The organism is Neptuniibacter sp. QD48_55 (assembly GCF_047778115.1).
Taxonomy (GTDB): Bacteria; Pseudomonadota; Gammaproteobacteria; order Pseudomonadales; family Balneatricaceae; genus Neptuniibacter.
On the sequence record NZ_CP180555.1, the window covers coordinates 741,946 to 759,334 of the forward strand.

A 17,389-nucleotide genomic window follows, 5' to 3' on the forward strand; every position below is an offset into this window, starting at 1 on the left:
GAGGCATATTGATGAGTTGTGATTTCTTTTCACTGGCTTCACCAGGGGTGCAAAATCTGCACCCCTATTTGCCAGGCAAACCACCAGAAGAGTTAGAGCGAGAACTTGGCTTAACTGATGTGGTGAAGCTGGCAAGTAATGAGAGCCCAATAGGGGCCTCACCAAAAGTCGTCACAGCTCTCCAAGATAAACTGTCAGGCATCAATCTTTATCCTGATAGTGGTGGTTACCGATTGAAGTTGGCTCTGGCTGACTATTTAAACTGCCAGTCGGAACAGATTACATTAGGTAATGGCTCTAATGATGTGTTGGAACTGATCGCTCGTGCTTTTCTAACCTCAGATGATGAAGTTATCTATTCTGAATATTCTTTTGTCGTTTATTCGTTGGTGACTCAAGCAATTGGTGCTAAAGCTGTGGTCGCTCCAGCCAAAGATTGGGGGCACGATCTTGATGCGATGTTGGAGCGATTAACTCCAAATACTCGTATGATCTTTATCGCTAATCCTAACAATCCGACGGGTACATATTTAACCCAAGGACAGTTAGAAACGTTTTTAGCCCAAGTGCCAGAAAATGTCTTAGTAGTTTTGGATGAAGCTTACACGGAGTATGTGGAAGCAGAAGACTTTCCGGATAGTTTGAGTTTACAGAAGCAGTATTCGAATCTAATCGTTACTCGAACCTTTTCTAAAGCTTACGGCTTGGCTGGTTTACGTGTCGGTTACTCGGTTTCAAACAACGATATAGCAAATCTGTTAAGCCGAGTAAGACAGCCATTTAATGTGAATAATCTGGCGCTTGCCGCTGCAGAAATAGCTATATCTGATCAAGAGCATCTAGATAAAGCTGTACAAGTTAATACTGCAGGCATGGCTTTTTATCAGTCAGGTTTGGCCAAGTTGGGATTGGCATTTATCCCATCGGTAGGAAATTTTATTGCAGTAGATCTGGCTAAAGATGCCTCGCCTATCTACCAATCAATGCTAGAGCAGGGTGTTATTGTTAGGCCAGTGGCGAATTATGGAATGCCAAATCACCTGCGCATCAGCATTGGTTTACAACATGAAAATGAACGTTGCCTAAAAGCATTACAACAAGTGGTAGAGAAACGTTGAGTCAAGGTATCAAAAATACACTAATTATTGGGTTAGGTTTAATTGGCGGTTCTTTAGCAAAAGTACTTCGTCAAAACCGTTGTTGCGGACAGATTATTGGTTTTGATCGTGACCCAGAAGAGACAAAGTTAGGTTTAAGTAGCGGAGTGATCGATGTAGCTGCTGATAGCCTAGCGGATGCTGTAAGTCAGGCGGATATTATTGTTTTAGCAGTGCCTGTAAAAGCGATGGAAAAGGTGCTGGTGGATATTGCGCCATTTATCGCTGAAGAAACATTGATTACAGATGTAGGTAGTACTAAGGCTAATGTGGTCGAAGCGGCTAAGCGAGTCTTTGATCAAGTGCCTTCTGGTTTTGTACCGGGTCACCCAATTGCTGGTTCTGAGAAAAGCGGTGTAGCAGCAGCGGATGAACATCTATTTGAACAGCACAAAATTATTCTAACGCCTTTAGCAGAATCTTCATCTTACGCTGTTAAGGTGTTTACTGAAATGTGGGCGTCCACTGGTGCAGAAGTGCTGATTATGGACGTAGAAAAGCATGATGAAGTGTTGGCAGCAACCAGTCATCTCCCACACATGCTGGCGTTTTCCTTAGTGGATACTCTGGCTCAGGAACAAGGTAATAATACTGATATTTTCCGCTATGCAGCTGGAGGCTTCCGTGATTTTACTCGGATAGCCGGTAGTGACCCGACAATGTGGCACGACATCTGTTTAGCAAATAGAGACGCTTTGCTAGCGCAGTTAGATCGATATACATCGGGATTAGCAAAGCTAAGAGCAGCGATTGAGTGCGGTGATAGTGAGACGATGTTAGGCACTTTCACGCGTGCGCGAGCTGCGCGAGAACATTTTTCAAGAATCCTTTCTGGTACGGCATATTCACAAGATATGAGTAATCAATTAGTAACCTTTCGTGCCCAGCCTGGCGGCAGCGTAAGTGGTAAAATTCGAGTTCCAGGTGATAAATCTATTTCACATCGCTCCATTATGCTGGGTTCCCTAGCTGATGGTGTTACGGAAGTTACAGGCTTCCTTGAAGGTGAAGATAGCTTAGCGACCTTGCAAGCATTCCGTGATATGGGTGTGGTTATTGAAGGTCCTGATGATGGCAATGTAACTATCTACGGCGTAGGTGTTAATGGCTTAAGTGCACCTCCTGGGCCTCTATATGTAGGTAATTCCGGTACATCAATGCGTTTGCTATCTGGTTTATTGGCAGCACAGCAATTTGATTCTGAGCTTACTGGTGATGCTTCTCTTACTAAACGTCCAATGGGTCGTGTAGCTGATCCACTTCGTTTGATGGGAGCAGAGATCGAAACAGCTGAAAACGGTCGTCCACCAATGAAGATTAAGGGTGGTCAGGCACTAAAAGGCATTCATTATGATATGCCTATGGCGAGTGCTCAGGTTAAGTCTTGTCTGCTATTGGCTGGTCTTTACGCTGAAGGTGAGACCTCTGTAACAGAGCCTGCACCGACACGTGATCATACAGAGCGTATGCTCACGGGGTTTGGTTATCCTGTAGAGCAAAATGGCTCTAAAGCAGCGGTTAAATCGGGTGGTCAGTTGCATGCAACTCGCATAGATGTGCCTGCTGATATCTCTTCCGCGACATTCTTTTTGGTAGCAGCGGCTATAGCACCAGGTTCTGATTTGACTCTAGAGCACGTTGGTATCAACCCAACCCGTGTTGGCATTATCAATATCCTGCGTTTAATGGGTGCGAACCTTGAATTACTTAATGAGCGTGAAGTCGGTGGCGAACCTGTTGCTGATATCCGTATTCGTTATGCACCGCTTAAAGGTATCCATATTCCTGAAGACCAAGTTCCTCTGGCAATTGATGAGTTCCCTGCGCTATTTATTGCAGCCGCTTGCGCCGACGGTACAACGATTGTATCTGGCGCTGAAGAGCTTCGCGTAAAAGAGAGTGATCGAATTCAATCTATGGTTGATGGCCTTAAAGCACTTGGTGTGGATATTGAAGGTACGCCAGATGGTGCGATCATCCAAGGCGGAGAGATCGGCGGTGGCGTTGTAGAAAGCCATGATGATCACCGTATTGCTATGTCTTTCTGTGTGGCTGCGTTGCGTGCTACTGGTGAGATCACAATTAATGACTGTGCCAATGTAGCTACATCTTTCCCTGGCTTTGTTGAACTAGCACAGACTGCAGGAATAAAGGTAGAAAAGGAGGAGGGATGATGTCTAACGGACAGGTCCCCGTAATTACCGTTGATGGTCCCAGTGGATCGGGTAAAGGAACTATATGCCAGCTATTGGCGAAAGAATTAGGTTGGGAGCTGTTAGATAGTGGAGCGTTATATCGTCTACTCGGTCTTGCAGCTAATCATCATGGTGTAAACCTTGATGATGAAGAAGCGTTGGTCGTTTTAGCTGCACACTTAAATGTGCAGTTTATTCCTCGTGATGACGATACCGTTCAGATCGTTCTGGAAGGTGAAGAGGTTACTGATGCTATTCGCACTGAAGCTGTAGGAAAGGATGCTTCTATCGTTGCAGCTATTCCAGCGGTTCGTGATGCTCTATTAGAGCGTCAGCGTGCATTTGCTGAAATGCCTGGGCTAATTGCAGATGGTCGTGATATGGGTACGGTTGTTTTTCCTGAAGCGCCACTCAAAATCTATCTCGATGCCAGTGCTGAAGAGCGTGCTGTACGACGTTATAACCAGTTGATAAACAAGGGACTGGGTGCTAGTCTTCAAGCTATATTGGAGGATATTCAGGCACGAGACGACCGTGATATGAATCGTCCTGTTGCTCCTCTTAAGCCCGCGGCGGATGCAGTAATTCTTGATACGACTAAGATGTCAATCGAAGAGGTCCTAGCCGCTGTAATGGATGCAGCGAGGCATAAAGGGCTTCGCTGATAGTGTCATAACGACAAAGCGGGATACAGATATGAGCGAGAGCTTTGCTGAACTATTTGAAGAAAGCCTTCAAGAGTTGGAGATGGCGCCGGGCGCTATCGTAACGGGTACAGTAATTGCGATTGAGGATGACTTTGTTATCGTCAATGCAGGTCTCAAATCAGAAGGTGTTATCCCGCGGTCGCAGTTTATTGATGACTCTGGCGAGCTAACAATCGATGTTGGATCCGAAGTCAGAGTTGCGTTAGAAGCTGTCGAAGACGGCTTCGGTTCTACCCAGCTTTCTCGTGATAAAGCGAAACGTGCAGAAGCTTGGGCAGAGCTTGAGAAAGCTTACGAATCTGATGAAATTGTAACAGGGCGCATCTCGGGTAAAGTCCGAGGTGGTCTAACGATTATGCTTGGAAGTATTCAAGCATTCCTCCCGGGCTCTTTAGTCGATGTCCGTCCTCTTCGAGATACCAGTCACTTAGAAAACCAAGAACTCGAGTTTAAATTAGTTAAGCTCGATGCCAAGCGCAATAACATTGTTGTTTCGCGTCGCGCTGTGCTCGAAGCGGCTTACAGTGTTGAGCGTGAAAAACTACTTTCAGAACTGAAAGAAGGCCTTGTTGTTAAAGGCGTTGTCAAAAACATCACCGACTACGGTGCATTTATCGATCTTGGCGGTGTGGATGGTCTGTTACACATCACTGATATCGCATGGAAACGCGTTAAGCATCCAAGTGAAGTCCTAACGGTTGGCGAAAGTATCGATGTTCAGGTACTGCGTTTCGATAAAGAACGTAACCGTGTATCGCTAGGGGTTAAACAGTTAACGGAAGATCCGTGGACACAGCTGATTGCTAATTACGAAATCGGTACCAAAGCGAAAGCGAAAGTGACGAATCTTACTGATTACGGTTGTTTCGCTGAGATCGAAAAAGGTATTGAAGGTTTAATCCATGTTTCTGAAATGGATTGGACCAATAAAAATGTCCACCCATCTAAAGTTGTTCAGGTGGGAGACGAAGTCGATGTGTTGTTATTAGACATCGATAAAGAGCGTCGTCGTATCTCTTTAGGTATGAAGCAATGCAAAGCGAATCCTTGGCAAGAATTTGCGACTAAATTCCAAAAAGGTGATCGCTTAAGTGGTAAAATCCGTTCAATAACTGATTTTGGTGTTTTCATTGGCTTAGAAGGTGGTATCGATGGCCTTGTACACCTATCCGATTTGTCATGGGATGACAGCGGAGAGGATGTTGTTAAAACACTGAAAAAAGGCGATGACTTAGAAGCGGTGGTGCTTTCGGTTGATTCAGAGCGAGAGCGAATCGCTTTGGGTGTTAAGCAGTTAGATGAAGATCCATTTAGTAGTTTTACTGCGAGTCATGGCAAGGGCAAAGTTGTTAAAGGTACGGTTTCTGATATCACTGACAAGGCGGTTAGTGTAACCGTGGCGGAAGGTGTTGAAGCGGTACTAAGAATCTCCGATGTGTCTCGAGAGCGCATAGATAATCTAGCAGATCATTTTAGCGTTGGAGATGTAGTTGAGGCTATGATCAGCCAAATCGATCGTAGAAACAGAGTGATTTCGCTCTCTATCAAGCAGATGGAAGCAGAGCAAGAGAAACAAGCTCTGGATAAAATCAGTCAGCAGTCCGAAACGACGCTATCAGGCCCAACGACTATCGGTGATTTAATTAAGGCTCAGATGAATAAAGGTGACTCTGAGTAACTAGGCAGAATGTGCGGTCCACGAGCAAAGGAGTATAGGTATGACGAAATCTGAACTGATTGAAGTACTAGTAGATCGACATGAGCAATTGTCGGTAAAGGATATCGAGCTGTCCGTGAAGACGATGCTAGATCACATGACAGAATCTTTGTCTCAAGGTGATCGTATAGAAATCAGAGGATTTGGTAGTTTTTCACTACATTATCGAGCGCCTAGAACAGGCCGTAACCCCAAAACGGGTGAGTCTGTAGCGCTTGATGCTAAATATGTTCCGCACTTCAAACCAGGTAAAGAGTTGCGTGAACAGGTAAATGATTCAATTCAAAATTAGGTAATTGAGGTTTAATCCGGTGCGTTTAGTTAAAAAATTGATCTTCGTTGTTTTAGCGTTTTTGGCACTATTTATTGGTTTAATGTTAGTTATTAACAACACAGATCAGGTTGCGATTAATCTTGTTTTTCTGCAGCTACCAGAATTTAGTTTAGGTACTTGGCTAGTAGCGACATTTGTTGCGGGTGCTCTTATCGGTGGAGCGCTGAGTACAATGATTATCGTGATGTTAAAAACCCGCTTGGGCTCTGCGCGCCGTAAAATTGCTAGTACTCAAAAAGAGCTAGATCAGTTGCGAGTATCCAGCCTGAAAGATGCCGTTTAATCTCGACAACGCTTTTCTTTTAATTCCGTTTGCTCTGGCGATCGGCATTGGCTGGTTGCTAGGCCGGCGTGATAAGCAGTCAAAACCTACGCCTCCTCAAACGAATCTAAGCCATGAATACTTTACCGGTTTAGACTATCTTTTGAACGAGAAAATGGATGAGGCGATTGAAAGCTTTATCCGTGCCTTAGAAATCAATTCAGATACCATTCCAGCCCACCTGTCTTTAGCCAAGCTCTTTCGTCGTAAAGGTGATGTAGATCGAGCAATACAGATCCATCAAAACCTTCTAGCGCGCCCCAATTTGGATCGGGATGATTTTATGCGGATTCAGATGGCGCTAGCGAATGACTATTATTCTGTGGGCTTGTTGGACCGAGCTGAAAATCTCTTACAGGAAATTATTAAATCTCCTTCCCCTAAACGCATCCACAGTAAAGCGCTCAATCTGTTAATTAAGCTCTATGAGAAAGAAGGTGAGTGGGAAGAAGCCTTAGTTACAGCGAATAAACTCCCAACGGATGAAAGACGTGATTTAAATAACGAGTTAGCGCATTACTGCTGTGAATTAGCTGATATGGCATTACAGCAAAAGCTTATCAAAGCGGCGGCTGAGTATCTCAAAGATGCAGAGCAATTTGATTCGAATAATGTTCGTGTAAGCTTTTTAAAAGCTCAGATCGCAATGAAGTCTGAACAGTGGAAGCAGGCGATAAAACATCTTAAAAAAGTATCAAAACAAGACCGTTTATTTGTCTCCGAAACGATTCCTCTGCTGAGGGAATGTTATGAGAGAACAGGAGATCATAAAGATCACCTAGAATACTTACGTAGCTGCTTGGTGCATTCTCCCTCAACGACAGTGCTGATTGCCCTTGCTGAGCATGTTAAGCAGGAGAGAGGTGTTTATGCGGCTGGAAGTTTTATTACTGAAGAATTAAAGCGTCGTCCTTCAGTAAAAGGATTTAATAGTCTGATCGATCTTCATATAGAATATGGCTCAGATAGTGCGAAGGATAGCTTAAAGGTATTACGTGGTCTGACAGGACAGTTAGAGCTCTCAAAACCCGTATACCGTTGTAATAGTTGTGGATTTTCAGGCAGAACGCTCTCCTGGCAGTGCCCATCATGTAAAAGCTGGGGCACGACTAAGCCTATTCAAGGCTTGGAAGGCGAATAAATTTTAGAGAACTTATATGTTATTGGATAAAAAAAGAGTCATTGTTGCACTAGATTACCCTGATCAAAATCAGGCTTTGGCAATGGCTAAGCAGTTGGACCCGACTCGATGCCGTGTAAAAGTTGGTAAGGAGTTATTCACGCGAAGTGGTCCGGCTATTGTAGAAACACTTCAGAGCCTAGGCTTTGATGTCTTTCTAGATCTGAAATTTCATGATATCCCGAATACTACGGCTAAAGCCGTTCGCGCAGCTGCCGAACTAGGCGTATGGATGGTCAATGTTCATGCTTCGGGTGGCCGCCGTATGATGGAAGCTGCTCGCAACGAGCTTGAGCAAGTTAATGGTTCTGAGACGCTGTTAATTGGTGTTACTGTACTGACGAGCATGGAGCGCAGTGATCTACGTGACTTAGGGTTAGATATCGAGCCGTTAGAGCATGTTAAGCGTTTGGCGAAGTTAACTGAAGAAAGTGGTCTACATGGTGTGGTTTGTTCTGCACAGGAAGTAACACCATTACGCCAAGTGATTGGCGAAGAATTCAAGCTAGTAACACCGGGTATTCGCCCAGCAGATGCTGATGTTGGTGATCAGAAGCGTATTATGACACCGTCAGATGCATTAAAAGCAGGCAGTGATTACCTAGTGATTGGCCGCCCAATTACTAAAGCAGATTCGCCTGTAGACGCGCTAGCTAAAATCGATGCTGAATTAGCACCGTTGCTTTCGTAGCTTTAGCAAGCTATAAAGAAGGTCTGGCCTTAATGGATGAGGTCAGACCCAAAATAAAGTAAAAGGAATTTACTATGAAACTCTCTTCTTTAAGAGCGCTGATGCTGGCGTTCACTTGTGTATTCTCTTTGTCTGCTTTTGCAGCTCCTATCGATCTTAATACCGCTACAGCCGAACAGTTAGCACAAAACCTTAATGGTATTGGGGTAGCTAAGGCAGAAGCTATTGTTGAGTATCGTACTAAAAATGGTCCTTTCACATCGGTAGATCAATTAACTGAAGTGAAAGGCATTGGTGCTGCCACAGTTGAGAAAAATCGCTCAAATATCTCTATTCAAGAAGCTGTGGATCAAAAGAACGAAGTGGCGAGTAAAAAGTAGCGCTAAGCACTAGTATTAGGTTGTAAAGGCTCAGGACGACTTGGGTGTTACAACCAGGCGGCTCCACGGACTCCGCTGGAGTCGCCAAATTGTGCTTTCAAAATCGGCGTATTCATCGAATCAGAGAATACATATTGGGCTAATCTATCTGGAAGTTTCTGATAGATATCGCTCTGGTTAGAAAGCCCACCGCCTAGAACAATAACCTCGGGATCCAAGATATTAATAACCGATGATAGCGCTTTAGCTAGCTGTTCGATGTATAAGTCACAATGCTCTATTGCCGACTTGTCTTCAGTTTTGGCAAGCTCCCATATAGATTCGGTATCTAATTGTGAGAAAGTCGAATCGTTATAGTGAGTGGTAAAACCAGGGCCAGATAAAAACGTCTCTATACAGTCTTGTTTGCCGCAATAACAATCTCGCCCAACCCCATCTAATTCATTAATCCTAGGCAGTGAATTATGCCCCCACTCACCGCATATAGAATTTGGACCACTAAGCAGTTGCTTATTTATAACAATGCCTCCACCGACACCTGTTCCTAAAATAACGCCAAAGACAGAGTTGTAGCCTGCACCGCTACCATCGACAGCTTCAGACAATGCAAAGCAATCAGCATCGTTAGCTATTTTAATAGGCCTTTGTAATCGATCGCTTAAATCTTTATCTAATGGATGGCCGATTAAACAAGTGGAATTGGCGTTTTTGATTAAGCCTGTTTCTTGTGAAATTGCACCGGGAATTCCAATACCAATGGAATTAGCTGGATGCTTTATGTTGCTTTCTGCTCTTTCTATAAGCGAGCAAATTGCATCTAGCGTAGCTTGATAATCCCCCTGCGGCGTGGGAACACGATATCTAAATAGAACATCTGAAGATGGAGTCAACGCAATAATCTCGATCTTGGTGCCACCAAGATCTATACCGATACAGTAGTCCATTTTTCTTTCAAACTATTTGAGAAATTTATGTAATTTTATATAACAAAAGCGAGAGTGATTGGAATAAAAATGAGACTGCCCATATTGCCTAGCAAAACAATGGAAGCGACTTGATGGGGCTCTTGATTGTAACGTTCAGCAATCATGTAATTTAAAACGGCTGGTGGTAGTGCACCAAAGACAACTAAATAGGCAAACTGTGTCGCATCCAGTTGTAGGAACTGCTGGCAGATTAAAGCAATGATAATACCGCTGGCAGGGCAGAGGACCGCGCTGAGGCTACCTATCCTCCAATTAGAAAAGTCTACGCTAGTCATTCTTACACCTAGTGCAAAGAGCATTAATGGAATGGCTATCTGCCCCAGCATGTCTATAAAGGTATGGACTACTTTAGGGATCGGTAGATCGAAGCCGCTCCAGATAAGGCCTAAAATCGTTGCTAAAATCATCGGCATGCGAAGTAGATTAAGCAAACGAGTCTTATGATCCAGTATGTAGATACCGACAGTAAAGTGGAGCAAATTTTCCACTAGAAATAAGACTACAGCGGCTTGTAGCGCGTTTTCTCCAAAGGCTAAGACAATCAGCGGTATACCTAAATTACCACTGTTGCTGAACATCATTGGCGGAAGGAAGGTTTTAGGATGTACCTTTAACAGTTTACAGACAGGGTAGAGCAGAATACCTGAGCCAATGACTATAATAGCGGCGCCAATGGCGAGAGATTGGTACTTAATTAGATCGAATGATTCAGCAGATAAAACAGCAAAAATCAACGCAGGAACAAATACATCAATATTGATCTGATTGGCTGCATTCATGTCCGGCTGATAGCGGCGGGCATAAAAAAATCCCACTGTGACAATCGCCACAAGTGGGAACACGGTAAGGAATATCCGTTCAATCAGTAGACCTTGTACTTCCATCAATAACTACCTTCTATGTCAGTTTTGGCCTACTTTGGAGCGTTTAATCGTACTCTTTGCCTGTCTGAACAATCAGTACAGGAATCTTGGAATTACGCATCACTTGCTGGCTTGTATGGCTATGGTGACCAAATCGGTTTTCCGCGCCCATAACGATCATATCAGCATTTTCAGCTTGTGCAGCACCAAGAATAGAATCGGTTTGGTTGCCTTCCGCAACCTTATGCTCGATGTTAAGCACTACTGGCTTATCCAAACTTTGCAGTTCGTCTTCGCAGAACTTCTCGACACGATCTTGCATTGTTTTGTGGATCTCTTTGATACCTTCATCATGCATCTGCTTGATAAGATCTTCAGAAACATAGTTTTGGATCAGAGCATGACCCATCTCACCCATCGGTTCTACTACGTGTAGCATTACGATCTTGGCATCATTTAGAACTGCCTGGTTAACCGCTTGGCGGAATACAGGTCGAGTGTGTTTACCCAAAGATGTTGCGTAAAGAATAGTTTTGATATCTGGAAGTGCCATGATCATTTCCTCAAAAACAGTCTTAGACTAAAGTATTGAATTCGGTCAGTTTAGCACTTCGTAAGTCGGTGCTCAGATTTACTCGACAATCTATAGACCTAGCTCAATATTTAAATTTAGAACTCAATTTAATGTGGCGAACCACACCCGCAGCGAGACTTTGGAGTCTTACCAATACCAGGGTTAAATGTATTTGTCGGGTCTAATGAGAAGTAGAAATTCTGTAGACCTTCTTCGGCTTCATAAAGATGACCAACGTTATGTTCAGCAGGGTATTTCGCACCTTTCTGTGCAAGTAGGTCCAGCATCATCTTCTTCACGGCTTTACCATCAGCGCCTTTCTTCAGGATGTAGTCCTGATGGAAAACGTGACACATAAAGTGGCCGTAGTAGAGCGAGTGAACGATATGCTTGCTGATTTCTTCCGGTAGTTTTTCTACCCAATCCGGATCATTTCGACGCAGAGCTATATCCAGCGCCAAAATATCTTCGACTTCATTTTGGTGGATGATCTGATAGCGAATAGCAGCACCGGCAGCGGCGAAGCGGTGTAGATAAGCTTTTTTAGCTTCATCTGCATCGCATTCGAAGTAATCGCCAGACTGACTGTTGCTGAAGAACTCTTTCAGAAATTTATCTGCTTCAGAGATGCCACCATCGCTCATTTTTAGCACGAGGTAGTGGTCATACTTCTCGCGGAACTCGCGCATACGTTTTGGCAGAATATTTGGCCAGCATCGGCTCATAACCTGCATAACGCGATCTGGAATATCTTTTGGCAAGAAGCTGATCTTATTCAGAGCTGCAGAGATACGGCCTTTCATAGCAAAAAGCTTTGGAAGCGGGTCGGTGCCAAAGTAGTTAATCATCATAAAGGTATCTTTGCCGTATTTTTCAGCAATGTCGTAGATATCTTTATGCATGTATTCAGCAACTTCAGGTAGGTTATCGAAGTGTTGCAGAATGTGGCGACGAATTTCTGTCAGTTCATTGGCATCATTGGTGCCAATGTAATAAACCTGTTCTTTTTGTGCGACAGGGAAAGTATCTAAGCGAACAGCGAATACACCTACTTTGCCTGCGCAACCGCTGGATTCATATAAGCGGCTAGTATCAGCGTTGTAGCGTGCAGGTGTATCTGCATCTACATCGCGAACAATTTCAGGATAATCGTTTGCCGATGCTTTTTGAGTGCTAGCTTTAACATCAGCATCGGTAAAGTTTTTCTGTTCTAGATTTGTAAGGATCTCTTCTGGCGTCTCGCCTAGGTCAATACCAAGGTGATTCACCAATTCCAACTCGCCATTATCGTTAAGCTGAGCAAACAGAGATAGCTCAGTATAAGCTGGCCCACGTTGAACTAAGGCACCACCGGAGTTGTTTGCAATTCCGCCAACAATTGAAGCGCCGATACAGGACGAACCAATAACTGAATGAGGTGCACGATTAATAGGCTTAAGCATTTTCTCTAGGGTAAATAGTGTTGCCCCAGGGAAGCTGATGATCTGCTTGCCTTCGTCAATCAGGTAGATTTTGTTCATGCGTGTGGTGTTGATGACGATAATCTCACGATCATAGTCGTCACCACTTGGAGTGGAGCCTTCTGTTAGGCCTGTGTTAGCGGCCTGCATAATCACAATCGTATCGGCTTTAATGCAGGTATCTAGAACCTTCCACTGTTCTAAAAGTGTGGTTGGAAATACTACTGCAAGGGCAGAACCCTCGCCGGAGCGGAAACCTGTGCGATAGTGTTCGGTCTGGTTTTCCCCAGTGAGAACATTGTTCTCGCCAAGGATAGACCTTAACTCATCGAGAAGATCGTGACTGGACATATGAAGTACTCTACTAGCTCTAAATGGCCTTAAGGCCTAATTATTATATATGTGTGCACTGGGTATCTTAGATACCCAGTGCTATTCAGTTATCTTAACTGTAGGCGATAGTTGGTAGCCAAAGAACGATCTGAGGCCAGAATACTAGTACCAGTAGCGCTGCTAACTGAAGAAGAATGAAAGGAATTACACCTTTATAAATATCAGTGATCTTAACGTTTGGTGGGCATACCCCTTTAAGATAGAAGAGGGCAAACCCGACGGGGGGCGTTAAGAACGAGGTCTGCAAGGCCATGGCGACAAGCATGACGAACCAAACCAACTCTGGGTTATCGATACCCGGTGCTGTAATGTCTAAGCCGAGGGCCGAAATTACAGGTGCCAATAGCGGCAAGATGATTAGCGTGATTTCAATCCAATCTAGGAAGAAGCCTAGTAGGAAAATAACCGCTAGGATGAAGAAGATGATTCCGTAAGGGCCAAATGGAAGGCCAGTTAGAAACTCTTCGATCATCTCGTCGCCACCTAGTTCACGAAGAACAAGAGCGAAACATGTTGCACCAATGAAGATCGCGAAGATGTAGGCAGTTGTGTTCATTGTGCCGCCAACAACTTCATGTAGTACTTTGAAGCTAAACTTCTTGTTGTACATTGCTAGAAGCGTTGCACCAAATGCACCTACACCAGCGGCTTCGGTCGGTGTTGCAATACCCGCAAAGATAGAACCAAGTACGACAATGATAAGCAGTAGTGTCGGTAGAACATCTTTAAGGACATTAAAGAAGATCTTTAGGTCAACAGGTTTAGCATCATCCGGGATCGGCATGTGGCTTGGGTTGATAAAGCCACGAGCAAGAATGTAGATAATGTAAAACGCGCCAAGCATTAGGCCTGGGAATACAGCGCCCATAAATAGGTCACCAACTGACAGGCCTAATTGGTCAGCCATGATAACCAGCATGATGCTTGGTGGGATTAGAATGCCTAGCGTGCCTGCAGAAGCAATCGTACCTAGCGCAAGTGGCATGTTATAGCCTTGCTTAGTCATCGCTGGTAGTGACATAACTGCCAGTAGTACAACGGATGCACCGATGATACCTGTTGATGCTGCTAGGATAATACCAATCGCTGTCACTGTAATAGCAAGACCGCCGTGAACACGACCAAATAGCTCCTGCATTGATTTCATCAAGCGTTCTGCGACGCCAGATTTATCAAGCATGATCCCCATAAATATGAACATGGGGAGGGCTACAAGAATCCAGTTTTCCATGATGGTCCATAGACGGTTAACTACAAGCCCAAGTGTGGTGTAGTCCAGACCCGTCATGGTATCCATGTATGTGTCTGTAAATTGCCCTAGGAAGGCAAAAATGATACCGATGCCGCCTAATACCCAAGCGACAGGTATACCTGTAAATAGAAGCGCGATGAACGACAGGAACATCGCGATTACGAGAACTTCATTCGCATCCATCAGTCATCACCTTTAATAATTAGAGTCAAATCACGAATAAAACGAGAGATAAGTGCTAATGCTAGTAAGCCAAAACTTACCGGAATAACACCTTTTATGATCCAGCGATACGGCAGGCCGGAAGCGGCTTCTGAGCCTTCGTTTACTCGATAGGATTCAGCAACGAAATCGATACTTTGCATAAAGATGATTGCAACGAATGGAAGAACCATTGTTGGGATACTAATAACTTCGATCCAGCGCTTAGTGTTCGCCCTTAGGCGGGAATAGAACAGGTCTACGCGAATATGTGAATTTGTGGTTTGGGCATAAGAAAGACCAAACATTACGCCAATGGAATATAGGTGCCATTGCAGTTCTTCTAGGGCAATTAAGCCGCTAGCAAATCCTTTGCGCAAAATGACCTGCAGCATAATCACTAATACAAGAACAACATAGGTCCAAGCGATAGTGAGACCGATGCGTTTAATAAAATTATCAATCGCATCTGCGAGGGGCACGGGGGTCAGCTTTTCATTTTCAGTCACTGAAACTTACCTTCGCTACTTCTTATTAGATTCTTTGCAGAGTAGTGCTCACTCAAAAATCTAATTATTTATTGTTATAGGTCGCCTTTGTATAGGCAAACAGGGCAGCCGAAGCTGCCCTGATGTTCTTCGGAGGGCTGGGCACCTTCCGAAGATTATCGTCTTACTTAGTTGCGCGCGGCAGGAATGCGTTAGCTTCCCAAAGGTCGTAACCTTTACGGAATGTGCTCATGTCATCCCATACTTTCTTGAAGAAAGGATCCGCAGCAGTTTTCTCTGCAACTACTTCATCCCAAGTAGATTTGAAAGTGCTTAGCATTGTGTCGTTCCAGTAACGGATTTGAACGCCATTCTCTTGCGCTTTTTCCATTACAGGGAACTGCATCGCTTCACCTTCAGCGATTGCGTTAGTCATAGACGCTTTACAAGTTGTTTCAACAAGTGCCTTCTGGCCTTTGCTCATCTTGCCCCAAGTGTCTTTGTTGATCAGTAGTTCAAATACAGTCGCCTGCTGGTGCCAGCCTGGGAAGTAGTTGTACTTAACGATCTTGTGGAAACCTAGACGCTGGTCGATTGCTGGCTGAGAGAATTCAGATGCGTCGATTGCACCTTTCTCAAGTGCACCGAAGATTTCGCCGCCTGGAAGTTGAACTGTGCCTACGCCCAGTTTTTCCATTACGTCAGCACCTAGACCGAAGAAACGCATGTTAAGACCTTTTAGGTCTTCTGGTTTTTCGATTGGCTTAGAGAACCAGCCAGATGTTTCAGGAGAGATGATTGCGCAAGGAAGAACTTTTACGTTGTAACCTGCGTTGTCGTACATCTCTTGGTAAAGGCTCATACCGTTACCGTAGTACAACCACGCCATGTACTCACCAGCTTCTGGGCCGAATGGAACTGCAGAGAACAGTGCAGCCGCAGGCATTTTACCCTGCCAGTAACCCGCAGTAGAGTAACCAGAGTTAACTTTACCAGTAGAAACTGCGTCCAGAATCTCTTTAGGGCTAACCAATTTGCCTGGCTCATAAATTTTCATTTTCATTTTGCCGTCACTTACAAGCTTAAGCTGATCAGCAACCCAAACGATTGGAGTGCCTAGCGCAGGTAGGTGAGAACCGAAAGCAATTGGAGTTTTTAGAAGTAGTTTGTCAGCAGCTTGAGCTGGAGCTGTCGTACCTGCAATAGCAGCAGTAACTACAGCTGCAGAGATCAGAGACTTGGCGAACTTTTTCATGTCACATCCTCTAAGAGATTCATTTTTTATATTTAGTATTGAGATGCAGGAGGAGAGGGTATTGGGATGATAAGACCTCTGCTGCGCTGCAGTAATCTCAATTGGTAATACCAATTTACCATCAGAGATATGCTACTGTATTTTTTTTGAGCAGGGTCTGTCAATATTTTTTTGTTGCTAAATGACTATAGTCTAGATTTATAACATTGGTTAAATCTATTTCATAGTCAGCTATTACATAGGCTTTGTGGATAGTATAAATACGGTGAAAAAAATTATTCCGCTTGGGCTATTGTGTTGCTAATGTAGAATAAATTACTATTAATATTGGTCTTACCAATATAATTTGAGTGCAGAAGATGAGTTACAACCGGGTTAAACAGCCAAAGATTTCTGACGTAATCATGGAGCAAATGGAAGCCATGATTTTGGAAGGGACGTTAAAGCCAGGACAAAAATTACCACCTGAGCGCGAACTTGCAAAGCAGTTTGAAGTATCTAGGCCTTCGCTTAGAGAGGCAGTTCAAAAATTGGCGGCTAAGGGTTTGCTAATCAGTCGCCAGGGCGGTGGTACTTATGTCTCTGAGGATTTAGGTGGCTCTTTTTCTGACCCTTTGCTTGAATTATTTCGAACCCACCCTGAAGCTCAATATGATCTGCTAGAGTTTCGTCACGCTTTAGAAGGTGTTGCAGCTTATTATGCGGCCCTTCGAAGTACGCCTGCTGATAAAGAGGCGATCTTGAAGTGTTACGATGATCTTCAGCGCTATCACGATACTAAAGACATTCAGAAAGAGGTTTATGCTGATGTGGACTTCCACTTGGCAATTGCAGCCTCAACTCACAACATGGTTCTTCTGCATATGATGCGAGCACTGTTCAATCTGCTGCGCGAACATATCTGGGACAACCTTAAAAACATCTACCCGAACTCAGATTACCGCGAAAAAATTCATGATCAGCATAAAGTGCTGATGGATGCGATTTTAGATGGTGATCCTGAAAAGGCGCGTCAGGCAGCTCATCATCATCTGGCTTATGTCGAGGATGCACTGCTGGAAGGTGAGCGTGAGAACACACGTTTAGAACGTGCGTTGCGCCGCGCAAACATATAACCGTATTTGTTTTCTGTATATAAACTACATATAAGGTATGTATAAAGCGATTTATACATCTTTTTAGGTATAAATATAGACATAAGTACTAAAATAAATGTAGTATTACTACAAAATTA

General features: G+C 44.1%; 17 protein-coding genes. 10 read left to right on the top strand and 7 right to left on the bottom strand.

The annotated features are described in order from the left end of the window. The first annotated feature begins 11 nt into the window (after positions 1-11). From hisC to ACMXYW_RS03295, 9 genes are all read left to right on the top strand, one after another. Complete coding sequence (hisC, locus tag ACMXYW_RS03255) at positions 12-1,118, top strand: histidinol-phosphate transaminase (RefSeq protein WP_415900173.1); 1,107 nt, start codon at positions 12-14, stop codon at positions 1,116-1,118. Next, positions 1,115-3,331 carry a bifunctional prephenate dehydrogenase/3-phosphoshikimate 1-carboxyvinyltransferase gene (locus tag ACMXYW_RS03260; protein ID WP_415900174.1) on the top strand — a complete coding sequence of 739 codons (2,217 nt, stop codon included), beginning with the start codon at positions 1,115-1,117 and terminating at the stop codon, positions 3,329-3,331. Before hisC ends, ACMXYW_RS03260 begins: the two co-directional genes overlap by 4 nt. Then, positions 3,331-4,017 carry a (d)CMP kinase gene (cmk, locus tag ACMXYW_RS03265; RefSeq protein WP_415887060.1) on the top strand — a complete coding sequence of 229 codons (687 nt, stop codon included), beginning with the start codon at positions 3,331-3,333 and terminating at the stop codon, positions 4,015-4,017. The genes ACMXYW_RS03260 and cmk overlap by 1 nt, the downstream gene beginning before the upstream one ends. 31 nt (positions 4,018-4,048) lie before the next feature. Further along, a complete protein-coding gene (rpsA, locus tag ACMXYW_RS03270; protein ID WP_415905208.1) occupies positions 4,049-5,737 on the top strand; it encodes a 30S ribosomal protein S1 in 1,689 nt (562 codons plus the stop codon). Positions 5,738-5,777: 40 nt separating this feature from the next. After that, positions 5,778-6,068 carry an integration host factor subunit beta gene (gene ihfB / locus ACMXYW_RS03275; protein ID WP_415883573.1) on the top strand — a complete coding sequence of 97 codons (291 nt, stop codon included), beginning with the start codon at positions 5,778-5,780 and terminating at the stop codon, positions 6,066-6,068. A 19-nt stretch (positions 6,069-6,087) separates the two neighbouring features. Beyond that, positions 6,088-6,393, top strand: a complete 306-nt coding sequence (locus tag ACMXYW_RS03280) for a lipopolysaccharide assembly protein LapA domain-containing protein (protein ID WP_415883574.1) — start codon at positions 6,088-6,090, stop codon at positions 6,391-6,393. Next, positions 6,383-7,573 carry a lipopolysaccharide assembly protein LapB gene (gene lapB / locus ACMXYW_RS03285; protein ID WP_415905209.1) on the top strand — a complete coding sequence of 397 codons (1,191 nt, stop codon included), beginning with the start codon at positions 6,383-6,385 and terminating at the stop codon, positions 7,571-7,573. Before ACMXYW_RS03280 ends, lapB begins: the two co-directional genes overlap by 11 nt. A gap of 16 nt (positions 7,574-7,589) precedes the next feature. Then, positions 7,590-8,303, top strand: coding sequence for an orotidine-5'-phosphate decarboxylase (gene pyrF, locus ACMXYW_RS03290; protein ID WP_415883576.1), 714 nt, complete (start codon positions 7,590-7,592; stop codon positions 8,301-8,303). A gap of 74 nt (positions 8,304-8,377) precedes the next feature. Beyond that, entirely contained in the window at positions 8,378-8,683 is a 306-nt protein-coding gene (locus ACMXYW_RS03295) for a ComEA family DNA-binding protein (RefSeq protein WP_415905210.1), read from the top strand. A 47-nt stretch (positions 8,684-8,730) separates the two neighbouring features. Here the strand turns inward: ACMXYW_RS03295 and ACMXYW_RS03300 are convergent, their stop codons facing one another. The 7 genes from ACMXYW_RS03300 to ACMXYW_RS03330 form a co-directional block, all read right to left on the bottom strand. After that, on the bottom strand, positions 8,731-9,627 hold the full coding sequence (locus ACMXYW_RS03300) for an ROK family protein (protein ID WP_415905211.1): 897 nt from the start codon (positions 9,625-9,627) through the stop codon (positions 8,731-8,733). Positions 9,628-9,662: 35 nt separating this feature from the next. Next, positions 9,663-10,553 carry an AEC family transporter gene (locus tag ACMXYW_RS03305; protein ID WP_415905212.1) on the bottom strand — a complete coding sequence of 297 codons (891 nt, stop codon included), beginning with the start codon at positions 10,551-10,553 and terminating at the stop codon, positions 9,663-9,665. Positions 10,554-10,596: 43 nt separating this feature from the next. Continuing rightward, on the bottom strand, positions 10,597-11,085 hold the full coding sequence (locus ACMXYW_RS03310) for a universal stress protein (protein WP_415893522.1): 489 nt from the start codon (positions 11,083-11,085) through the stop codon (positions 10,597-10,599). Positions 11,086-11,213: 128 nt separating this feature from the next. After that, the gene (gene dld, locus ACMXYW_RS03315; protein WP_415905213.1) at positions 11,214-12,917 is read right to left on the bottom strand and encodes a D-lactate dehydrogenase; all 1,704 of its coding nucleotides are present in this window, start codon (positions 12,915-12,917) and stop codon (positions 11,214-11,216) included. Positions 12,918-13,011: 94 nt separating this feature from the next. After that, a complete protein-coding gene (locus tag ACMXYW_RS03320) occupies positions 13,012-14,394 on the bottom strand; it encodes a TRAP transporter large permease (protein WP_415905214.1) in 1,383 nt (460 codons plus the stop codon). Next, the gene (locus ACMXYW_RS03325; RefSeq protein ID WP_415883583.1) at positions 14,394-14,921 is read right to left on the bottom strand and encodes a TRAP transporter small permease subunit; all 528 of its coding nucleotides are present in this window, start codon (positions 14,919-14,921) and stop codon (positions 14,394-14,396) included. Before ACMXYW_RS03325 ends, ACMXYW_RS03320 begins: the two co-directional genes overlap by 1 nt. Before the next feature lie 163 nt (positions 14,922-15,084). Then, positions 15,085-16,155, bottom strand: a complete 1,071-nt coding sequence (locus ACMXYW_RS03330) for a TRAP transporter substrate-binding protein (RefSeq protein ID WP_415905215.1) — start codon at positions 16,153-16,155, stop codon at positions 15,085-15,087. A gap of 359 nt (positions 16,156-16,514) precedes the next feature. On the opposite strand from ACMXYW_RS03330, the gene pdhR reads away from it, so the two are divergent. Continuing rightward, positions 16,515-17,270 (top strand): pyruvate dehydrogenase complex transcriptional repressor PdhR, encoded by a 756-nt coding sequence (pdhR, locus tag ACMXYW_RS03335; RefSeq protein ID WP_415895060.1) that lies wholly within the window; start codon positions 16,515-16,517, stop codon positions 17,268-17,270. Positions 17,271-17,389 lie beyond the last annotated feature (119 nt).